At 62.4% G+C, this 16,813-nt stretch carries 9 protein-coding genes and 3 pseudogenes; 4 read left to right on the forward strand and 8 right to left on the reverse strand.

The annotated features are described in order from the left end of the window. Positions 1 to 149 precede the first annotated feature (149 nt). From VGE08_RS00145 to VGE08_RS00165, 5 genes are read right to left on the reverse strand one after another with little or no spacing between them, the layout of a single operon-like run. Positions 150 to 1,352, reverse strand: a complete 1,203-nt coding sequence (locus VGE08_RS00145) for an MFS transporter (RefSeq protein ID WP_331065814.1) — start codon at positions 1,350 to 1,352, stop codon at positions 150 to 152. After that, complete coding sequence (locus VGE08_RS00150; RefSeq protein WP_331065815.1) at positions 1,349 to 3,079, reverse strand: hypothetical protein; 1,731 nt, start codon at positions 3,077 to 3,079, stop codon at positions 1,349 to 1,351. The genes VGE08_RS00145 and VGE08_RS00150 overlap by 4 nt, the downstream gene beginning before the upstream one ends. Further along, positions 3,076 to 4,461, reverse strand: coding sequence for a tetratricopeptide repeat-containing sulfotransferase family protein (locus VGE08_RS00155; RefSeq protein ID WP_331065816.1), 1,386 nt, complete (start codon positions 4,459 to 4,461; stop codon positions 3,076 to 3,078). The genes VGE08_RS00150 and VGE08_RS00155 overlap by 4 nt, the downstream gene beginning before the upstream one ends. After that, positions 4,433 to 6,799 carry a TonB-dependent receptor gene (locus VGE08_RS00160; protein ID WP_331065817.1) on the reverse strand — a complete coding sequence of 789 codons (2,367 nt, stop codon included), beginning with the start codon at positions 6,797 to 6,799 and terminating at the stop codon, positions 4,433 to 4,435. The genes VGE08_RS00155 and VGE08_RS00160 overlap by 29 nt, the downstream gene beginning before the upstream one ends. Positions 6,800 to 6,836: 37 nt before the next feature. Beyond that, positions 6,837 to 7,709, reverse strand: a complete 873-nt coding sequence (locus VGE08_RS00165) for a carbon-nitrogen hydrolase family protein (RefSeq protein ID WP_331065818.1) — start codon at positions 7,707 to 7,709, stop codon at positions 6,837 to 6,839. Positions 7,710 to 7,914: 205 nt separating this feature from the next. On the opposite strand from VGE08_RS00165, the gene gabT reads away from it, so the two are divergent. The 3 genes from gabT to VGE08_RS00180 are packed head-to-tail and all read left to right on the forward strand — an operon-like array spanning position 7,915 to position 12,510. After that, positions 7,915 to 9,240, forward strand: a complete 1,326-nt coding sequence (gene gabT, locus VGE08_RS00170) for a 4-aminobutyrate--2-oxoglutarate transaminase (RefSeq protein WP_331065819.1) — start codon at positions 7,915 to 7,917, stop codon at positions 9,238 to 9,240. 5 nt (positions 9,241 to 9,245) lie between these two features. Further along, entirely contained in the window at positions 9,246 to 11,045 is a 1,800-nt protein-coding gene (locus VGE08_RS00175; RefSeq protein ID WP_331065820.1) for a PLP-dependent aminotransferase family protein, read from the forward strand. Between the two features lie 7 nt (positions 11,046 to 11,052). Then, entirely contained in the window at positions 11,053 to 12,510 is a 1,458-nt protein-coding gene (locus tag VGE08_RS00180) for an NAD-dependent succinate-semialdehyde dehydrogenase (RefSeq protein WP_331065821.1), read from the forward strand. 63 nt (positions 12,511 to 12,573) lie between these two features. On the opposite strand, the gene VGE08_RS00185 is transcribed toward VGE08_RS00180, so the two are convergent. The 3 genes and pseudogenes from VGE08_RS00185 to VGE08_RS00190 all read right to left on the reverse strand — a co-directional run. Further along, on the reverse strand, positions 12,574 to 14,793 hold the full coding sequence (locus VGE08_RS00185) for a hypothetical protein (RefSeq protein WP_331065822.1): 2,220 nt from the start codon (positions 14,791 to 14,793) through the stop codon (positions 12,574 to 12,576). A 188-nt stretch (positions 14,794 to 14,981) separates the two neighbouring features. Then, a pseudogene (locus tag VGE08_RS26220) lies at positions 14,982 to 15,209 on the reverse strand (protocatechuate 3,4-dioxygenase); the annotation flags it as partial. 17 nt (positions 15,210 to 15,226) lie between these two features. Further along, positions 15,227 to 15,374: pseudogene (locus tag VGE08_RS00190) on the reverse strand (protocatechuate 3,4-dioxygenase); the annotation flags it as partial. Between the two features lie 201 nt (positions 15,375 to 15,575). On the opposite strand from VGE08_RS00190, the pseudogene VGE08_RS00195 reads away from it, so the two are divergent. Next, positions 15,576 to 15,872 (forward strand): annotated as a pseudogene (locus tag VGE08_RS00195) (cation:dicarboxylate symporter family transporter); the annotation flags it as partial. Positions 15,873 to 16,813 lie beyond the last annotated feature (941 nt).

The raw sequence follows: 16,813 nt of genomic DNA on the forward strand, positions 1-16,813 counted from the left end.
TTGCCGTCGCAAGCGTACAGCGTGTCCCCCGACCATGATGGGCGTCACCTGCAGCGCGTTCATCTCGCCGGGGCGCCGGCGCCACCATCTCGGCCTCCCAGACCCTGGCGAGCCGGGATTACGTGCGCCATTTAATCCGGTGCGTACAGCTATGGGTAGATGCCGTCCCGCGGAGGACGGCTGGGATTCCGTCTCATATCCAGCATGCGCGCGGGAATGAAAGCGGCCACCATGCACAACAGAATGCCGATGCTGCTGATACTGATGAGCAGCGAATAATTCTCCTCCTGCAGCAGCAGCGCACCGAGCATAGGCCCGCTCGCCAGTCCCATCTTGGAAGCAAACCCGCCGAAAGCCGCGGCTTGCCCGCCTTCATCGAACTCTGCACACATCCCCAGCAGGTACGGCATGACGAAGGCCCACGTGATACCGGTTCCGCAGTTGGCGATCACGTACATCGCCTTCGACGCCGAGTAGTGCAACAGCCAGAAGCCGATCACAGTGACGACGAGAGCTGTCACCAAAGGCACGACCCGCCCCCGGCGCGTCGAAAGACCGATCACGAGCATAGAACCGGCGATGCCGATCCAGGTAGCGGCGCCCACGGCTCGCGAAGCGAAATCCAGATCCAGTCCGAAATAACCTGCCAGCCCGAGGATGTAGGAGAACAAGGCCATGTTCGCCGCCTGAAAAAGAAAGACCGCGAGCAACGCCAGCACGAACAACGACGAATGCTTGCCGCGAAGACGAACGTTCTGTGTAGCCGCGCTGCGCTCAACCGCATAGTCGTCGAGCCATGGCGTCATCATCAAGGTGACTGCGCTGAACGCGAACAATGCGACGAACAGCACCCAGGTGCCGTGTGCGGCGGCAAGTCGGGGAAGAAACATCACGCCCAGGCCGCCGAGGCCGAATTGCACGATCAGAAGCATGCCGAACGTTCGCTCGGGACGCGCAGTTCTGGCGATGACGCTGAACGCAAATCCCACGAGCAAGCCGCCCACGATGCCGTGAACTGCGCGGACTCCGACCAGCACGCCGACGCTTTCCAGTACGATTGAAGTCAGGTCCACGAGCATCAATGCGACCAGCAGGGCTGCCGTCACCGCTCGCCAGGGCAAGTGGCGCACCAGGAACACGGACGCAAAGGCGCCGAATGCCGCGCCATAGATATTCGCCGAGCCGATCAGCCCCGCCTCACGTGTCGTCAAGCCGAGGCCGCGCGACAATCCCTCGATGATCGCGGGCATGATGTTGACGTAGAACAGTCCCGCTGTGGCGAGGAATGACAAGAGCGCAGCGGCGAGCAGTCCGTTGGGTGTCGCGCGCAACCGGGCTTTGAGTGTGATCACCGGGCCGCCTTGCACATATTGCGGATACGATTGGATTCGAGCGCGGCCCCGCTCCACCGGAACGTGCCGCCGTCGCTGAAGTAGTAATACACGGTGTTGTTTGGGAATAGCAGTACATTGATGCCGCCGTAGCCCGCCATGTACGGCACCCAGACGGGATTTGCGCAGCCGAGGTAGCGACTGATGTCGTGCGCCCAGAAGCCGTTGTTATATCGAAAGCTCGCGTCGATGGCAGGCAGCCCGGTGTCGGCAGGGTTGCGCTGCATAGCTGCCTCGAGTGCATTTGCGTCGAAGAAGGCAGTGCCATTCAGACGGCCGCGATCCCGCGTCAGGAACTGACCGATGCGGGCGATGTCGTCGCGATGAAAGATCAAGCCCCAGCCCGTGAACGGTTGTCGCCGACCGTCACGGGTGCGCCGGGTCGTGCTCATCAGCGGACTGAGTTGCAGCGGTTGCCACAGGCCGCGAACGAGGATGTCGTCATAGAAGTCAGCGCCCTCGCCCACGCGATCGCGAACGTATGCGCTGAGCGCGCTGCCCAGAATATAAGTGTCGGTGGTGTGATAGACCCACTTCGTGCCCGGTGTCGCCCTACGATCATGTTGTCCGCAGGCCATGTGAATCTTTGCTGCGTGATCTTCGACCAGAAAGAAGTCGATGGTGGCAGGCGCGCTTTCGTCGACCTCGTAAGCCGGATCGGTGAAGTTGCCAGTCGCCATGTCCAGCGCATCGCCGAATGTCACCGACTGCCACTCGTGTCGCTGCGAACACTCCGGAACATACGCGGAGATCTGCCGCTGCAAGGTGCCCGAATAAAGCCGTTCGAGTCGCAACGCTGCGAACCCCGCGACGATGGTCTTGGCGAGCGAATACGACGGCAGGTCCAGCACATCGCAGAAGGGATAGGGACCGTAGCGTGTTGCGCAGCCGCCCGTGTAGTGGACGCCATCGATGACGAAGCCGAAAGCCGTCATGTCCGCGGGCGCTATCTCATCGCGACTCCCGAAGCGCCCGGCATTCGCCCCCGGAAAATCGCTGCCCAACGCCTCGATGGGTTTGACGGGCAGGCGCGCCGCGACTTCGCGCCGAAAAGCAGCGACGACGGCCTCTCGCTCTTCCGGCATGAAGCGCACGGCGGATGCCGGCAGTACTCCCCAGAAATCGGCCTGAAAGTAGGCGCAGGTTTCCGATCCGATCTGATAGGCGACGCGGGAAACGGAACGCTCGTCGAAAAGGAAGGTCAGCACTCCGTTGTGCACGCAGTTGGCGTTGCGCTCCTGCAAGGCGAACGGTAACGCCGTGCGCGACATGCCGTCGTCGCCGGATTCGCGCCAGGCGACCCCCGGTTCGACGATGAACTCCCAGTAGGCATCGTCGCTCTGAACGTGGCCGCGCCGCACCGGAATGATGACGTCGCCATCCTGAACGAACTCGAAATCGAGCTGCGGCAGATGGCCGATGGCGCCCCGCGACTTACGCGCGGCGCCGAAGACATCGCGATGAACCTTCAGCGCACCGAGACTCTTCTCGCGCGACAGGCGCAGCCATCCCTCGAACTTCGCCGGCGCCGCTACGCCACTGGATGGCGGCGTAAACTCGCTCATCGATAGCGGCGACGAGAGTTGGTCCGTTCCAAGCAGAAATTCTCGCGTCAGCACGCGAGCGTCGCTGGCCACATTGACCGACAGCAGTACGACGGCCGTGAGCCATACAAACAAGCGATTCATGCAGGGAAGACGTTTGCGTGACGCAGGATGCGCGCGAGGGGCTCGAGCTCGCGCTCGTGCCGGCGCCAGCTGCCGACCGAGCGGCTGTGGATGGGTTCCCTCACCTGTGCGGCGCTCGCAGTGGCAGCGGGAGTATCGTTCTTATAAAAATCGGCGCAGCGCGGCTCCCACGCCACGCCGCACCAGTCGAGAATCGATCGGCTCACGCGGAGTTGATCCTGAACCAGTGACTCGTAGTCGACATCGAGAAAGCCATCCGTCAAGTGCGTGCGCCAGTGCTCCATCAGCTGACGATGGGCGATGTAGTAGCGGCCAAGATCCTCGAGGTCGTACGAGAAGGGATACCCCATGCGGAACAGCGTTTTATACATGGCGAAGCCGCTGTCGAGAGGATCGCGCCGCAGATGAATGATCTTTGCCGACGGCAAGGCCAGGCGGATCAGTCCAAGATACAAGAAGTTCAGTGGCGCCTTGTCGATGATGTACGCGCGCTGTGAGTCATAGCCTGCAATTCGCCGCGAGTATTCGCGTCCGAGTGCAGCGAAGTCCATGCTCGCCGCACGGCGGATCAGATCGCCCTTGCTGGAAGCCGCGCCGGCAACGTGCATGACCGAAAGCGGCAGATCGTTGAGTTCGCCGAGACTTTCCACTGCCGAGTGCGAACTCAGGATGCGATCGACAAGAGTGGTCCCGCTGCGAGGCAATCCCATCACGAAGATTGGCCCAGGCTCGCCAACCGGCTTCGGTGCAAGCTGGAGCACCTCGGCAGTAAACGCATCCCGGATTTGTTCGATTGCCTCCAGATCCATCTCGACGCGATAGCTCAGCTGTCGTCGCCTGGTGTCCGCGCCGCGTCGCAGATATGCGAACGATCGCGCGTGATCGCCGAGATCCTCGAGCTCCTTGCCGAGGGCATAGCACAGCGGAACTTCGCCCGCACCGCCAGGCGTCACCTTTGCGAGCATGCGTATGAGCTCATCCACGTGGTTGTGCTGTTCGGTCTGCCGCCGCAGCGTCGAACGGTTCTGCCACGCATCGAAATCGTCGGGCCGGATCTCGATCACGAGCGAGAACAGTCGCTCCGCTGCGTCGATCCGTCCGATCGCAACACACGACGCTGCGAGGTTGTAAGTGCAACGGGCATCGCCAGGAGCAACCTGCGCGGCACGCTCGTGACATCGATGCGCATCGAGATGTTTCGCACAATGCGTGTAGCACTCGGCAACCGCCTGGAGCAGCAATGCATCGTTGCGAGCAATGTCCTCGAGCTGCCGCAGACGATCCAACGCGGCGGGGTAATCCCCGCCACGGATGAGGCCATGGATCGCACGCAGCACCTGCTGCGCCGAACGATCAGAACCGGTAGTTGAGAGTGAGGCCAAGGGTTCTGGGCAATGACAGGAACTGTTTCGAACCGTTGCCGTAGTAGCCGAGCTCGGGCGCGGTACCCATGTAGGCTTCGGTGAACAGGCCCGTCACGCCCTCCTCGTTGAACAAATTCTTGACGAAGAGTGTCGCATCCCAGTGCTCCGTGGAATACGTCGTAGATGCCCCCCAGAGCTGGAACGAGTCGAGTTCGACATTGAACACAGGGGACCGGCTGATGGCATTCATGCTGCTCGACTGATAGTAGCCGTTCAAGCGGGTCGTCCAGAGTGCGGCGCTACCCACCGGCATCGCATACTCCAACGATGCACTGAGCGTATTCTCCGGCGTGCCCGGCAAACGCGCCCCGGCGAGCGCGATGATGACATCGGGATCGTCGGGCCGCGCGACGTCATCGCGCAGTTCGGCGTTCGTATAGGCATAACCGAACGTGTAGCTCAGGCGATCGGTCAGACTGCCGGAGAGGTCGAACTCGATGCCGGCGGAGCGGGCTTTGCCGCCGTTCTGAGCCGCATAAAAGCCCCAGTTCGGCGTCGATGTGTTGACCTGCACGTCATCCCAGTCGACGTAATAGGCCGCGATGGAGTACTGGAACACCGTCCCAGCGCCCTTCACGCCCATTTCGTAATTGACCACCGAATCCGGCTCGTATCGCTGCCAGGCCGGATCTTCCGCGAACGTGCCGGCGAGCGGGACAGCGTTGCTGCCGCCACGGCGATAACCTTCCGAGATCGTGCCGTACAGCGTGTGCCTGCCGGCGAAACGCCACGACGCGTTGATCTTGAACAGCGCGCCGTCGTCGTCGGAATCGAAGGATGCGTTGGTCGGCGGTGCGAATCCCGCATAGAGCGGCAGCGCCATGTAGGTGTGGTTGGTGAAATCATTCTGGTAATAGCGCAGGCCGCCGGTGATCTGCGCAGTCTCCGACAGGTGCCACGTCAGCTCACCAAACGCGGCACGATCCTCGAAGGTCTCGCGACGCGAATAGTCGAAGTCCATGTCGCCTGTCACCGCCTCGGGGAAGCCGCTGAACTCGTCCCACCAGCGCTTGAATCCACGCAGCAGACTCTGCTGGGTCGAGCCGAGCTTCTGGTCCATGTAGTAGAGACCGACGACGTAGTCGAGCGTCTTGCCCGTATCGGACACCAGGCGCAGCTCCTGCACGAATGCCTCGTCACTGTATGTGCGCACGGCCGAGGCCATCGGTCGCGGATAGTTGTAATAGAAGGACAGGAATCCCGCTTGTGCATAGAAGCCGGTGTTTTCGCTGACGCTGTCGCCCTCGTGATCGTAATACGACGTGCTGGAAGTCAGCGTTGCGAAGCCGAAGTCGATACTCGCTTCCAGGCTGCTGAGCTCGACGTCGCGGCTCGACGGCTCGAGCTGAACCGCGCCGTTCTCGTAACGCCGGTACTCGCGGCCGTAGCCATCGAAGCCGACGGTCTGCTGGCGCCGGCCGCCGATATCATCGGATTGTCGCGCATACGACAGAGTCACATCGACCGCATCCGACGGAGTCCAACGCAGCGCCGCGCGGCCAAACTTGATGTCGACCGTATCCGCGTCCTTCTTCACTGAGTATTGCGCTTCCGAGTCGAGGACGCCGTTCGGCGCTACGGGAATGCCATTGTCGTCCAGCGCGTAGACGTTCACGTAATCGGTCACCCCAGGGAAGTCCATGACGGTACCGTTGACGCGCAATGCGAGGGTTTCTCCCAGCGGCAGATTGATCATTCCGTCTCCGCTGAAGCCCATACTATCGGAACCATCGACCTGCGAACCGGTGACGCCGACGCTGGCATCGAACTCGCCGAGCTTCGGGGCACGCGTGACGTAGCGGACGGTACCGCCCAGCGATCCTGACCCGTACAGCGTACCCTGCGGCCCTCGCAGCACCTCGACGCGCTCGATATCCTTGATCACGAAGTTGGCGTACAGCGGCGTGTCGTTCACATAGGTCGATACGGTCGGCACGGCGGAGAGCGCATAGTCGCCAAGCGCTGCGCCGTCGCTGTTGACGCCGCGGATCATCACACCGTTGATCACGCCGGAATTGCGGTAGCCGCGATCGACCACACCCACGCCAGTGACGTTGCGCATCAGATCGGACTGGTCCGTGATCTGCCCCGCTTCGAGCGCATCGCCCGAGACGGCTGAGATGTTGTACGGTACATCGAGCACTGACTGCTCGCGGCGGGTTGCGGTGACAACGACTTCTTCCACTTCCAGCTGCTGCGCGCCAGCTGCCTGGGCGGCGGCGAGCGCGCCCGTGATCGCGATAGCAAGCGGCGAAGGCGCGAGCGCTCGCCGGTAGATGCTGCCAGAGATCTTCATAGTTGTTTTCCCCATGTAACGATGATTGTCCGCCGGGTCAGGTCTCGTCCAATCGCAGTGTCGGCCGCGGCGGCAACTCGAGCGGCCCGAGAGAACGCAGATACCGCGACTGCCGCTCGCCCTGAACGTAAGCTGGAAATGCGACAGTGCTGTCCCGGAAGCTTTTCAGCGGCTGGACCTGCGAATGCCAACCGCGGCGGCGTGCGCGGCGAACCGTATCGAGATCCAGTTCGACGGCAACGATCTCGCGGCCGGCGCGCGCCTGATAGATGACTTCGCCGCCGGGCCCGTAGACACCGGAGCGACCGAAGCCGAGATCGCCGGCGACATTGATATCCACGAAGTAGCACTGGTTCATCGCCGCGTTGGCGCGCGCGATCGACAACTCGACATCACGATCGATCGTATTGGTCATCGTCGGGTGAAGGATGACCTCGGCGCCCATCCACGCAAGCGTGCGCGTCGTCTCCGGAAACCACATGTCATAACAGATCGACAGACCGAAACGGCCGACTCGAGGGATGTCGAACACCACGAACTCGCTGCCGGGCGTGATCCCCTTCTCGTACGGGAAGAAGGGAAACATCTTGCGATAGCGCGCCACGACCTGACCGTCGGGATCGATGACGGAGGCGGTATTGAAGATGCGATCGTCGACGCTCTCGAAGATGGAGCCGGCGACGAGCCACAGCCGGTTGCGCCGGGCTGCCGCGACGAACCGCTGTTCGGCCGCGCCCGGCAATGGTTGGGCATTGGCGGGATCGGGCCCGAACGCCGCCAACTCGCCGAGCACGATCATGTCGAGCCAGGGAAAGCGTTTGCAGGCCTGATCGATGGCGGCATCGATCCGGTCGAGGTTGTCGGCTTTGGGCAGATCGAGTTGCAGCCCAGCGATGGCAATCCGGCTCATAGGGTCCAGTGGTAGCGCGATGCGACAGCACCGCTTGCGTCGGATTCGACCATGACAGCCGCAGCCGGCCCTTGATAGAGCCAGATGCGAACTGGCCCTGGTGCCAGTTAGACTGGCACCACGTTCACGGAGGAACTGGTCCTATGCGGTGCGACCGACGCCAAGCAGGCTTGGTTGCTTCGCCAATTGCGGGAGACGAGTTGCCATGCATTCCACACCACTTGCCGCTCGGCTCGAGCCGGCCGCTGCGGCCGATCGGAACCAGCTGCTGAACGCGCGTCGCGAGCGAGCCGTGCCACGCGGCGTCGCCAGCGCCACGCAGGTTTTCATCGACTGCGCGCGGAACGCTGAAGTGTGGGATGTGACCCATCGGCGCTTCATCGACTTCGCCTCGGGCATCGCGGTGCTCAACACCGGTCACTGCCATCCCACTATCCTCGCCGCCGTCGAACGGCAGTTGCAGCGGTTCACGCATGCGGCGTTCCAGGTCACGGCTTACGAGCCGTATATCGCGCTGGCGGAGCGCCTCAATGCCATCGCGCCAGTGCGCGGACCGGCAAAAACCATCCTGTTCAGCACCGGCGCCGAAGCGGTCGAGAACGCGGTGAAGATCACTCGCGCCGCCACGGGTCGCGACGCACTCATTGCATTCAATGGAGCGTTCCACGGGCGCACGCTGCTCGCGCTCGCGCTGACCGGCAAGACTGCCCCCTACAAGCATGGCTTTGGGCGTCTGGGCGGGGAAGTTTATCGCGCGCAGTTCCCAATCGAGCATCACGGCATCAGTGTCGATGCCAGCCTTGCGTCGATCCGGCAGATCTTTCTGTCCGATGTGCCGCCGGAACGAGTGGCTGCCATCATCATCGAGCCGGTGCAAGGCGAAGGTGGTTTTCATCCCGCGCCGACGGCGCTGTTACAGGGCTTGCGCGAGTTGTGCGATACGCATGGCATCGCGCTGATCGCCGACGAAGTACAGACGGGTTTCGCACGTACCGGTCGCATGTTCGCGCTCGAACATTCTGGCGTTCAGGCCGACCTGCTCGTGACTGCAAAGTCGCTGGCGGGCGGTTTGCCGCTGTCCGCCGTCACCGGCAACGCCGCGCTGATGGATGCACCGGCGCCTGGGGGTCTCGGCGGAACCTATGCGGGTTCGCCGCTCGCGTGCGCAGCCGCACTCGCAGTGCTCGATGTCATCGAGCACGAAAGTTTGATCGAGCGTGCCAAGCTGCTCGGGGACAAGGCGCGGTCGCGGCTCGCCTCATTCGCGACGCGCACCGACCTGGCGCCCATCGGGCACATCCGCGGACTCGGATCGATGATCGGCTTCGATCTACTCGCTGGCCGGGGCACCGACGAAGTCCGCCAGGGTGGAGCTGCCGCGGTCGTACAGCGAGCGCATCGGCTCGGGCTGCTGTTGCTCAGCTGCGGCGGCCGCGGCGAAGGCATTCGCTTGCTGTTCCCGCTCACCGCACCGGAATCGATCGTCGATGAAGGGCTCGATCTGCTCGAGCGAGCGCTGCAGGCTGACTGAAGCGTATGGCTTCGCGCCGCAAATTCGATCTCGCCGTCGCTGTCGATCCGCGCAGCACGCTCAGCTTGCAGCATCAATTGCGACAGAAGCTCGTCGACGCCATCAACCGCGGCGTACTGCGGCCAGGCCGGCGGCTTCCCTCATCGAGGCAACTTGCGACGCAGGCTGGCGTATCCCGCAACACAGTGACACTCGCTTACGACGCGCTACTTGCGGAGGGACACCTCGTCAGCCGGCCACGCAGTGGCATCTACGTGGCAAAGGAAGTACCCGGCGAGCGCGTGACAACGGGACGTCGCGGATTGAGCCGCTTCGCTTCGGCCACGGCACGCCTGAGTCCCGCTGCAAGTGACGACAGCTTCCGCCGTCCGCCGAACTGGGATCAATATCCGTTCCCGTTCCTCGACGGCTGCATCGATTCGAGCTTGCTGGCGCTCGATGAATGGCGCGAAGCATTGCGGCTCGCGTTCGCTCGCCAAGCCGTTTCGCGCTGGAGCATCCAGGGCGAGCACGACGATCCACTCTTTGTCGAAGAGTTGCGCACCAAATGGTTGCCGGCTTGGGGAGTCGATGCCGCGCCTGACGAGGTCGTCGTTACCGCGTCCCCGCGGCACGCGCTTCATCTCGCTATCGAGGTACTTGTACAGCGCGGTACGCCGGTCTTGCTCGCATATGTGCCGGATGGCGATGTCCGTAGGCAATTGCTCGATCGGCACGCAACCTTGCTGCCGTTCGCTCGTGGCAGCGATGTATTGAAGGCAGCGCAGGATGTACCGCCGGGCGGTGTGATCATCCATTCCGCACACGCGTTCGCGGCCCACGACGCTGCGCATGACCGAGCCCAGGCACTGTTGCAGCTCGCGTCCGAGCGCGATGTGCTGATCATCGAGGTCGGCGCCGCGCCCGAGCTCCGGGATTCGCGTCGCTCAGCGCTCTCGCTGCGCGCGTTCGACACACTCGGCAGAGTGACGTTTGTCGGCGGCTTATCGCCGGTAGCGGCGCTGGGCACACCACCAGGCTTTATCAACGCCGACGCTCGCGTTGTGGACCGCGCACGGCGGGCGCGCACGCTTGCAGGAACGGAGTTCGCGCCCGGCGTGCAGCGGGCGTGGGCTTACTTCATCGGGCTCGGGCACTACGGAGCGTGCATGGCCCGTGCTCACCGAGCGCTGGCTTTGCGCCGCACTGCCCTGCGCGATGCACTCAATCACTATCTGCACAAGTTCGTAACAATCGAGAGCGTTCCCGGCAGCAGCGCCTACCATGTGCGCGGACCCGACGGCATGAACGCTCTCGAATTGGCGCGCGCCGCACAGTCGCTCGGTGTGTTGATCGATCCATCGAACGATCCGGAGCGCCCGGAAGCATTTTCGATGGGCGTGACCAGCCTGCCGAAGGAAAGCGTGCGCGGCGGTGTCGAAGTGTTGTCGCGCCTGATTCGCGGCGATCGCCGACTCGGCTCTCGCCTGTTGAGCGACGATCCTCTCCAGCCCATGTCGGGGCGAGCCCTGCAACGCGAGCTCGCCGGCAAGACGTTGCTCTACAACACCGTCTACGGCGAGCCGTGCACCATCGAGCTGCGCGCCGGCGGCGAGCTCATCGGCCGTGCCGGCTACGCCAACGAAGATTGCGATCGCGGCCGCTGGTGGATCGAGGACGATCGCTGGTTCCGCCAGTGGCAGAACTGGGCGTATGGCGAGGCGCTTGGCCTGTTCACCGTCATCGATGGCGATCAGGTGCGCTGGTTCAACACCGACGGACTTCTCATTGACACCGCACTCATCGTGCGCGGCAAACGACGCTGAGTTTCACATGACCCACCTTCCCTTGCGCGATCCCGAGTTGCTGCGTGATGCCTGTTACATCGACGGGCGATGGCAAGCCGCCCATAACGGCGCAGCCGCTGTCGTTCGCAATCCAGCCAACGGCGCCGTACTGGGCACTGTTCCTTTGGCCGGCGGCGAACGGACACGCGAGGCAATCGATGCGGCCACCGCAGCGTTTCCTGCCTGGTCCGCCCGCACTGCCAAGGGGCGCAGCGTGCTGCTGCGCCGTTGGTTCGACCTGATCGTGGCCAACGTCGACGATCTCACGCTACTGCTGAGCGCCGAACAGGGCAAACCGTTGTCCGAGGCACGGGGCGAGATTCTCTATGCGGCCTCGTTCATCGAATGGTTCGCCGAAGAGGGCCGCCGCGTCTACGGCGACGTTATTCCCTCGCACGCCGCGGACAAACGCATCGTCGTGCTGAAACAGCCCATTGGCGTCGTCGCCGCGATCACGCCCTGGAATTTTCCGGCGGCCATGATTACCCGCAAGTGCGGACCGGCGTTGGCTGCAGGTTGCACGTTCGTCTGCAAACCGGCGTTGGAAACACCGCTGTCCGCTCTGGCGCTCGCAGAACTCGCCGCACGCGCCGGCATTCCGCCGGGCGTCTTCAATGTCGTGACAGGCCATGCGCCGGAGATCGGCCTCGAGCTCACGTCGAATCCGCGAGTGCGCAAGCTCTCGTTCACCGGCTCGACCGCCGTGGGACGCAAGCTCATGGCTCAATGCGCCGAACAGATCAAGAAGGTTTCGCTCGAGCTCGGTGGCAATGCGCCGTTCATCGTGTTCGACGATGCGGACCTCGACGCTGCGGTCGCCGGCGCCATCGCCAGCAAGTTTCGAAACTCGGGTCAGACCTGCGTCTGCTCAAACCGTTTGCTGGTGCAGGCCGGGATCTACGATGAATTCGCCGCCCGCTTTTCGGACGCCGTGCGCAAACTCCGCGTCGGCGATGCCCTGGCCGGCGAGGTCGACCAGGGACCTCTGATCAGTGATGCGGCGGTATTGAAAGTGGAGGAATACCTGGCGGATGCCCGCAAGCGCGGTGGCCGTATCACCGTCGGAGGAGCACGGCATGCGCTTGGCGGCACGTTTTTCCAGCCGACCGTCGTGCTCGATGCGCAGCCCGACATGCTGCTCGCACAGAATGAAACATTCGGACCGGTGGCACCCTTGTTCCGTTTCGCGACGGAGCCCGAAGCGATTGCTCTGGCCAACGACACCGATGCCGGGCTTGCAGCCTATCTCTACACGAGGGATATCGCCCGTGCGTGGCGAGTGGCCGAAGCGCTCGAGACCGGGATGGTGGGATTGAACACCGGGCTGATCTCGACCGAAGTGGCGCCGTTCGGCGGTGTCAAATCTTCGGGGCTCGGCCGCGAAGGATCGCGCTATGGCATCGACGACTACGTGGAGATCAAGTATCTCTGCCTGGCGGTGTAGTCAAGCTCGGTGCTACCGTGGAACTGCGATGCACCGGCATCGCAGTTCCACGAAGTCCAGCGGTCAGTTGCAGAGTGTGCGGATCTTGGCCGACTCCTGTGCGGCCTCCATCCACAAGTAAGTGTCGTTGTCGCTGAAATAGTAGTAGACGGTGTCGTTGGGCAGCAGCAGCACAGTGATTCCTCCAAAGCCCGACATGAAGGGAATCCAGGCAGGATTGCTGCAACCCAGGTTGGTCTGCGCGTTCAGGGCCCAGAACCCGTTGTTGTAGTAAAAGTCGGAGAGTGGCACCACACCGCGGTCGCTCGGCGTGCGTTGCATGGCTGCACTCAACTGTGCCGTATCGAGCTGCGCTGTCCCGCCGATCACACCGTCGTCGATCCCGATGAACTTGCCGATCTTCGCCACGTCGTCGCGCAGCCAGGTGAGGCCCCAGCCGACGAACGGCTGTGCCGTCGAGTCATACGTGCGGCGCGTGTATTTTGCCGTCGGGCTGAGATTGAGCGGCGTCCACAGATCGGCGACGACCATATCGGTGAACAGATCCTTGGTGCTGCCCTCTGCGTTCTTCAGAATCGCATTCATCATCGTGCCGGCGATGTAGGTGTCCGAGGTGTGATACACCCATTGCGAGCCTGGAGTCGCCTTGCGCGTGTACTGGGTGCAGCTGTAACCGATCTTGCTGGCGTGCGAATCGACCTCAAACAGATTGCTGGTGTGAGCCGCGCCCTCGTCCGCCATATAGGTGGCCGAACCGTAGTTTCCCGTGGCCATGTCGAGCACGTTGTTCAGCGTCACGTCGTTCCAGTTGCCGTTGCTGGCGCAGTTGCCGACCCAGCTGGACACGAAGGCATTGCGCGTGCCCGGATATTTCTTCTCCAGCCGCATCATCGCAACGCCGGCGAAAGCGGATTTGGCCGTGGAATAGCTCGGCACGACCAGGGACTCGCAGTACGGATACGTGCCGTAGCGCGTGGTGCACCCGCCGGTGTAGTGATATCCGTCGGCGTAGAAGCCCACCAGAGAAATGTGACTCGCATCGGTGCCGTTCGGAGCCGCCAGCTTGGCGGCATCGACGCCGGAGTAATAGGTGCCGATGGATGACAGCGGTCGAACCGGAATGCGGTTGGCGACCTCAGTCTGATATGCCGTCTTGAGCGTCGCCGCATTGGCGATCAGGTACTGATTGTAGGTGGCAGGCAACAGACCCCAGAGGTCGACCTTGAAATACAGACAGGTTTCGGACGCAATCTGGTAGGCGACTTTCGACACCGAGCCGTCGTTCTTGAACAGGAAACTCAGCACGCCGTTGTGCACGCAGTTGGCATTGCGTTGCTGAAGCGCGAACGGAATGGCCGCCCGTGTATAGCCGTTGTCGCCATTCTCGTTCCACGCGCGACCCGGCGAAAGCACGTACTCCCAGTTGGCGTGCGTGCTCGGAATCGAGCCGCGCTGTAACGGAAAGATATGACTGCCGGTCTGGACGAACTCGAAATCAAATGGCGGCAGGTGCTTGCGCGTGTTATCCGTCGTCCCGGTGTAATTGTAAGTATCGACGATCTCGGCAAAGCCGCCGCCGGTGGCGGTGTTGCTCAGCGCGAGACGGCCTTGAAAGAAGTTCGTCGGTTCCGCGGCATTTGCCGGCAGTGCGTACCCGCTCAGGTTGATCCTCGAGCCGGGATCGCTGCCGGAAATCAGTGTCGCGTACGTGAGCAGGCTGCGGCTGACGGCGCCGCTGCCGGACAGCGGCTCGAATACATCCGGCGCAGGTGTGCCGCCGCCGCCCGAGGCCGTCCCCGTGACCACGATGTTGTCGCCATAACAGTAGTCGCTGGTGTGCCCCACACTGGTCCGAAACCGCACCACGACATTGGCATTGTTATCTGCATTCACCGGCACGGAGCTGGCCGAATACAGAGCGCTATTGTCCTGACCGTTCACCAGCGTGAGCGCGGTAGTCCACGTGGTGCCGCCATTGATCGAGACATCGGCAATGCAGGTCTCGCCGGCTTCGAGCGAATGCGCGGCCATCTGCAGCGAAATGTTGACGCCTGTGTAGCCGGCCGTGGAGATAGTGCGGCGTGCGTTGGCCGTGCCCTGCATGCCGATCGAGTAGTTGCCGCTGTATAAATTGGCGTAGACGGTTCCCGTAGTCGTCCAGCCATCGATCGTTCCGTCCTGGAAATTCTCTGAGAGAACCGTGGCGGCATGGGCTGCGCCTGAGAGGCAGAGCAGACCGGGAAGCGATGCCCACAACAATCGCGAACTAAAGAAGTTCTTCATGGTTCACCTGACAGTGGCTATACGTCCGGTGCGCGATCAGCAGCGCAAGGATCAAGCCTGTGTCAGCGTACGCGCCGCCGGTAGGGCCAGAGCGGGACCAGCAATGGGTCCAGTGCGCTACGTATTCTCCAGAATCAAACTGCCGACCGCCGTGTTACTCGCCGGCACGTGGTAGAAGCGATGCGCCTTGCTTGTCGAATCGCACCGCCGAGCGCGAAAAATCGTCGCCCCGACGGCACGGGATACTGCACGACGTTCACCGCAAACTGAGTCACGGGGCACGGCCACTGCGCCACCGGACCGCACATCAGCGATAGCGGCACGGTGAGCCCGTGATCCACATCCATCCGATTGACGATGGTGAGATCGAAGTCGTCCCGGATCACCGACTGCGCGATGTGCGCTGCCAGCTCGGGACATGTACTGAAAGCTCTTTGCCGTCGGTCGCGTCGCGCTTGGCAAGGAAATGGATATTGCCGCCCAGCTCGATGCAGCGATTCGGGTCGCGGGCCATCACAGCCTGCTTCTGCTCGATGGCTCATCGGCCATTCGTCCAGATAGGCACGCTCGTCGGCTTTGAATAAAAGGATCACGCAGCCCGTACGAACCCGGCGGAAAAACGAGTTCAACTTCGTCAAGGAAGCCGAGCGTCTCGAGTCCTTCGACGCGTTCCCGATTCTTCGTCCCGAGGTCGATCCGCAACTGCATGTCAGCCGCAATTTCGTGGACTTGTCCGCCGGAACTTCAGGAATGATCGCGCCGCTGCGACTTTCGCGCCGCTCGTATTCGCGACTTTGGTGACGGGGATCGCCCACCTCGGAGACGCCAAGGCGCTGGGACGGATCGGCCTGAAGACGATGTCGTGGTTCTTGATCGCAAGCTTCCTCTCGCTCGCTCTGGGTCTGCTCACGGTCAATCTGCTCGAGCCTGGCGCGGGCTTGAATCTGCCGCTGCCGGAGGAATCGGCGCCATCCTCTGGGGTCGCTTCCGCTCCGCCGGGCTTTGCTCAGTTCATCGTGCACACCTTTCCCGACTCGATGGTAGGCGCGATGGCGTCGAACGCGATGGCACGCTTGTAGTCCGCACTTGTCGTCACGCGTTGCACGGCACGATTGTCCGCTGGCGCAGCGCACGAGTACAGCGCGCTCGCCGCAAGAACGAGTAGACCGATACTTTTGCGCATTCTGTGTCCTATGGTTGTATTGATTGATGGCGGCGGGAGGTTGTCGTTCAGGAACCTAGTCATATCGGCTCGCGATCACGGACCGGAATCACTCGGTCCGACGCGCGCTCCGCCTCGGCATCACTCGCAATGTGCGGCCGATAACTTGTCACGAGGTTGTCGGCGACGATGGGCGCCCATCACCTGCGCATCGTCAGCTACCCTTGGAAAAACTCCCGGTGTCTCGGCATAGACTCAAAAGCGGGCGAAACGCGAACGAGGGTCGAAACAAAGATCAGATGTGAGATTCTCAGCCGGTGACGCTGAAACGAGTCTTGCGCGACTTTCTTGTTCTCACCGACTTGCTGAACTCAGACATCGGCTCAGATTCTCGGTTGATGCGACTGAAGTCGCGCACATCCGGTTGGATCGCCTACGCGTGCCTCACTATGTCGCAGTTCGTCGCATGGCATCTCGGGGCATTCCATCGTACAGTGTCGATGTTCCGGACGGCGTCACACGCGTTGGTGACGTTGAGCGGTGTCCCCAAAGTGTCACCAGCCCTTTCTCATCACTCGTAAGTACGCGTCACACCTGAACTAACGCCAACTACCGATCCCATCCATCATTGGTGCTACGCTCACCTTCCGAGCCCTTGAAAGGCTGGAAACTTCGCTCGAAATGCCTATTTTTCCAGGGTATTCCATTCGCGGCGTTGGTGCGGGATTTCTGCGGATTCGGGGGAGTATTTGGGTTGCCGGGGCGACAAAAAGGCGACATAAACGCTTGTCGCCCCGAGGTGAAGCCTACCATGCCCTATATCAAGTTGAGAAAGCAGGCCGACGGCTCTGTGCGCTA

Source organism: Steroidobacter sp. (genome assembly GCF_036406195.1).
Taxonomy (GTDB): domain Bacteria; phylum Pseudomonadota; class Gammaproteobacteria; order Steroidobacterales; family Steroidobacteraceae; genus Steroidobacter.

What these genes read in the sequence shown, in the direction of transcription:
- VGE08_RS00165 (WP_331065818.1), bottom strand. Translation starts at nt 7,709, where the DNA reads ATGAGCCGGATTGCCATCGCTGGGCTGCAACTCGATCTGCCCAAAGCC.
- VGE08_RS00180 (WP_331065821.1), top strand. Translation starts at nt 11,053, where the DNA reads ATGACCCACCTTCCCTTGCGCGATCCCGAGTTGCTGCGTGATGCCTGT.
- VGE08_RS00175 (WP_331065820.1), top strand. Translation starts at nt 9,246, where the DNA reads ATGGCTTCGCGCCGCAAATTCGATCTCGCCGTCGCTGTCGATCCGCGC.
- VGE08_RS00160 (WP_331065817.1), bottom strand. Translation starts at nt 6,799, where the DNA reads ATGAAGATCTCTGGCAGCATCTACCGGCGAGCGCTCGCGCCTTCGCCG.
- VGE08_RS00185 (WP_331065822.1), bottom strand. Translation starts at nt 14,793, where the DNA reads ATGAAGAACTTCTTTAGTTCGCGATTGTTGTGGGCATCGCTTCCCGGT.
- gabT (WP_331065819.1), top strand. Translation starts at nt 7,915, where the DNA reads ATGCATTCCACACCACTTGCCGCTCGGCTCGAGCCGGCCGCTGCGGCC.
- VGE08_RS00150 (WP_331065815.1), bottom strand. Translation starts at nt 3,079, where the DNA reads ATGAATCGCTTGTTTGTATGGCTCACGGCCGTCGTACTGCTGTCGGTC.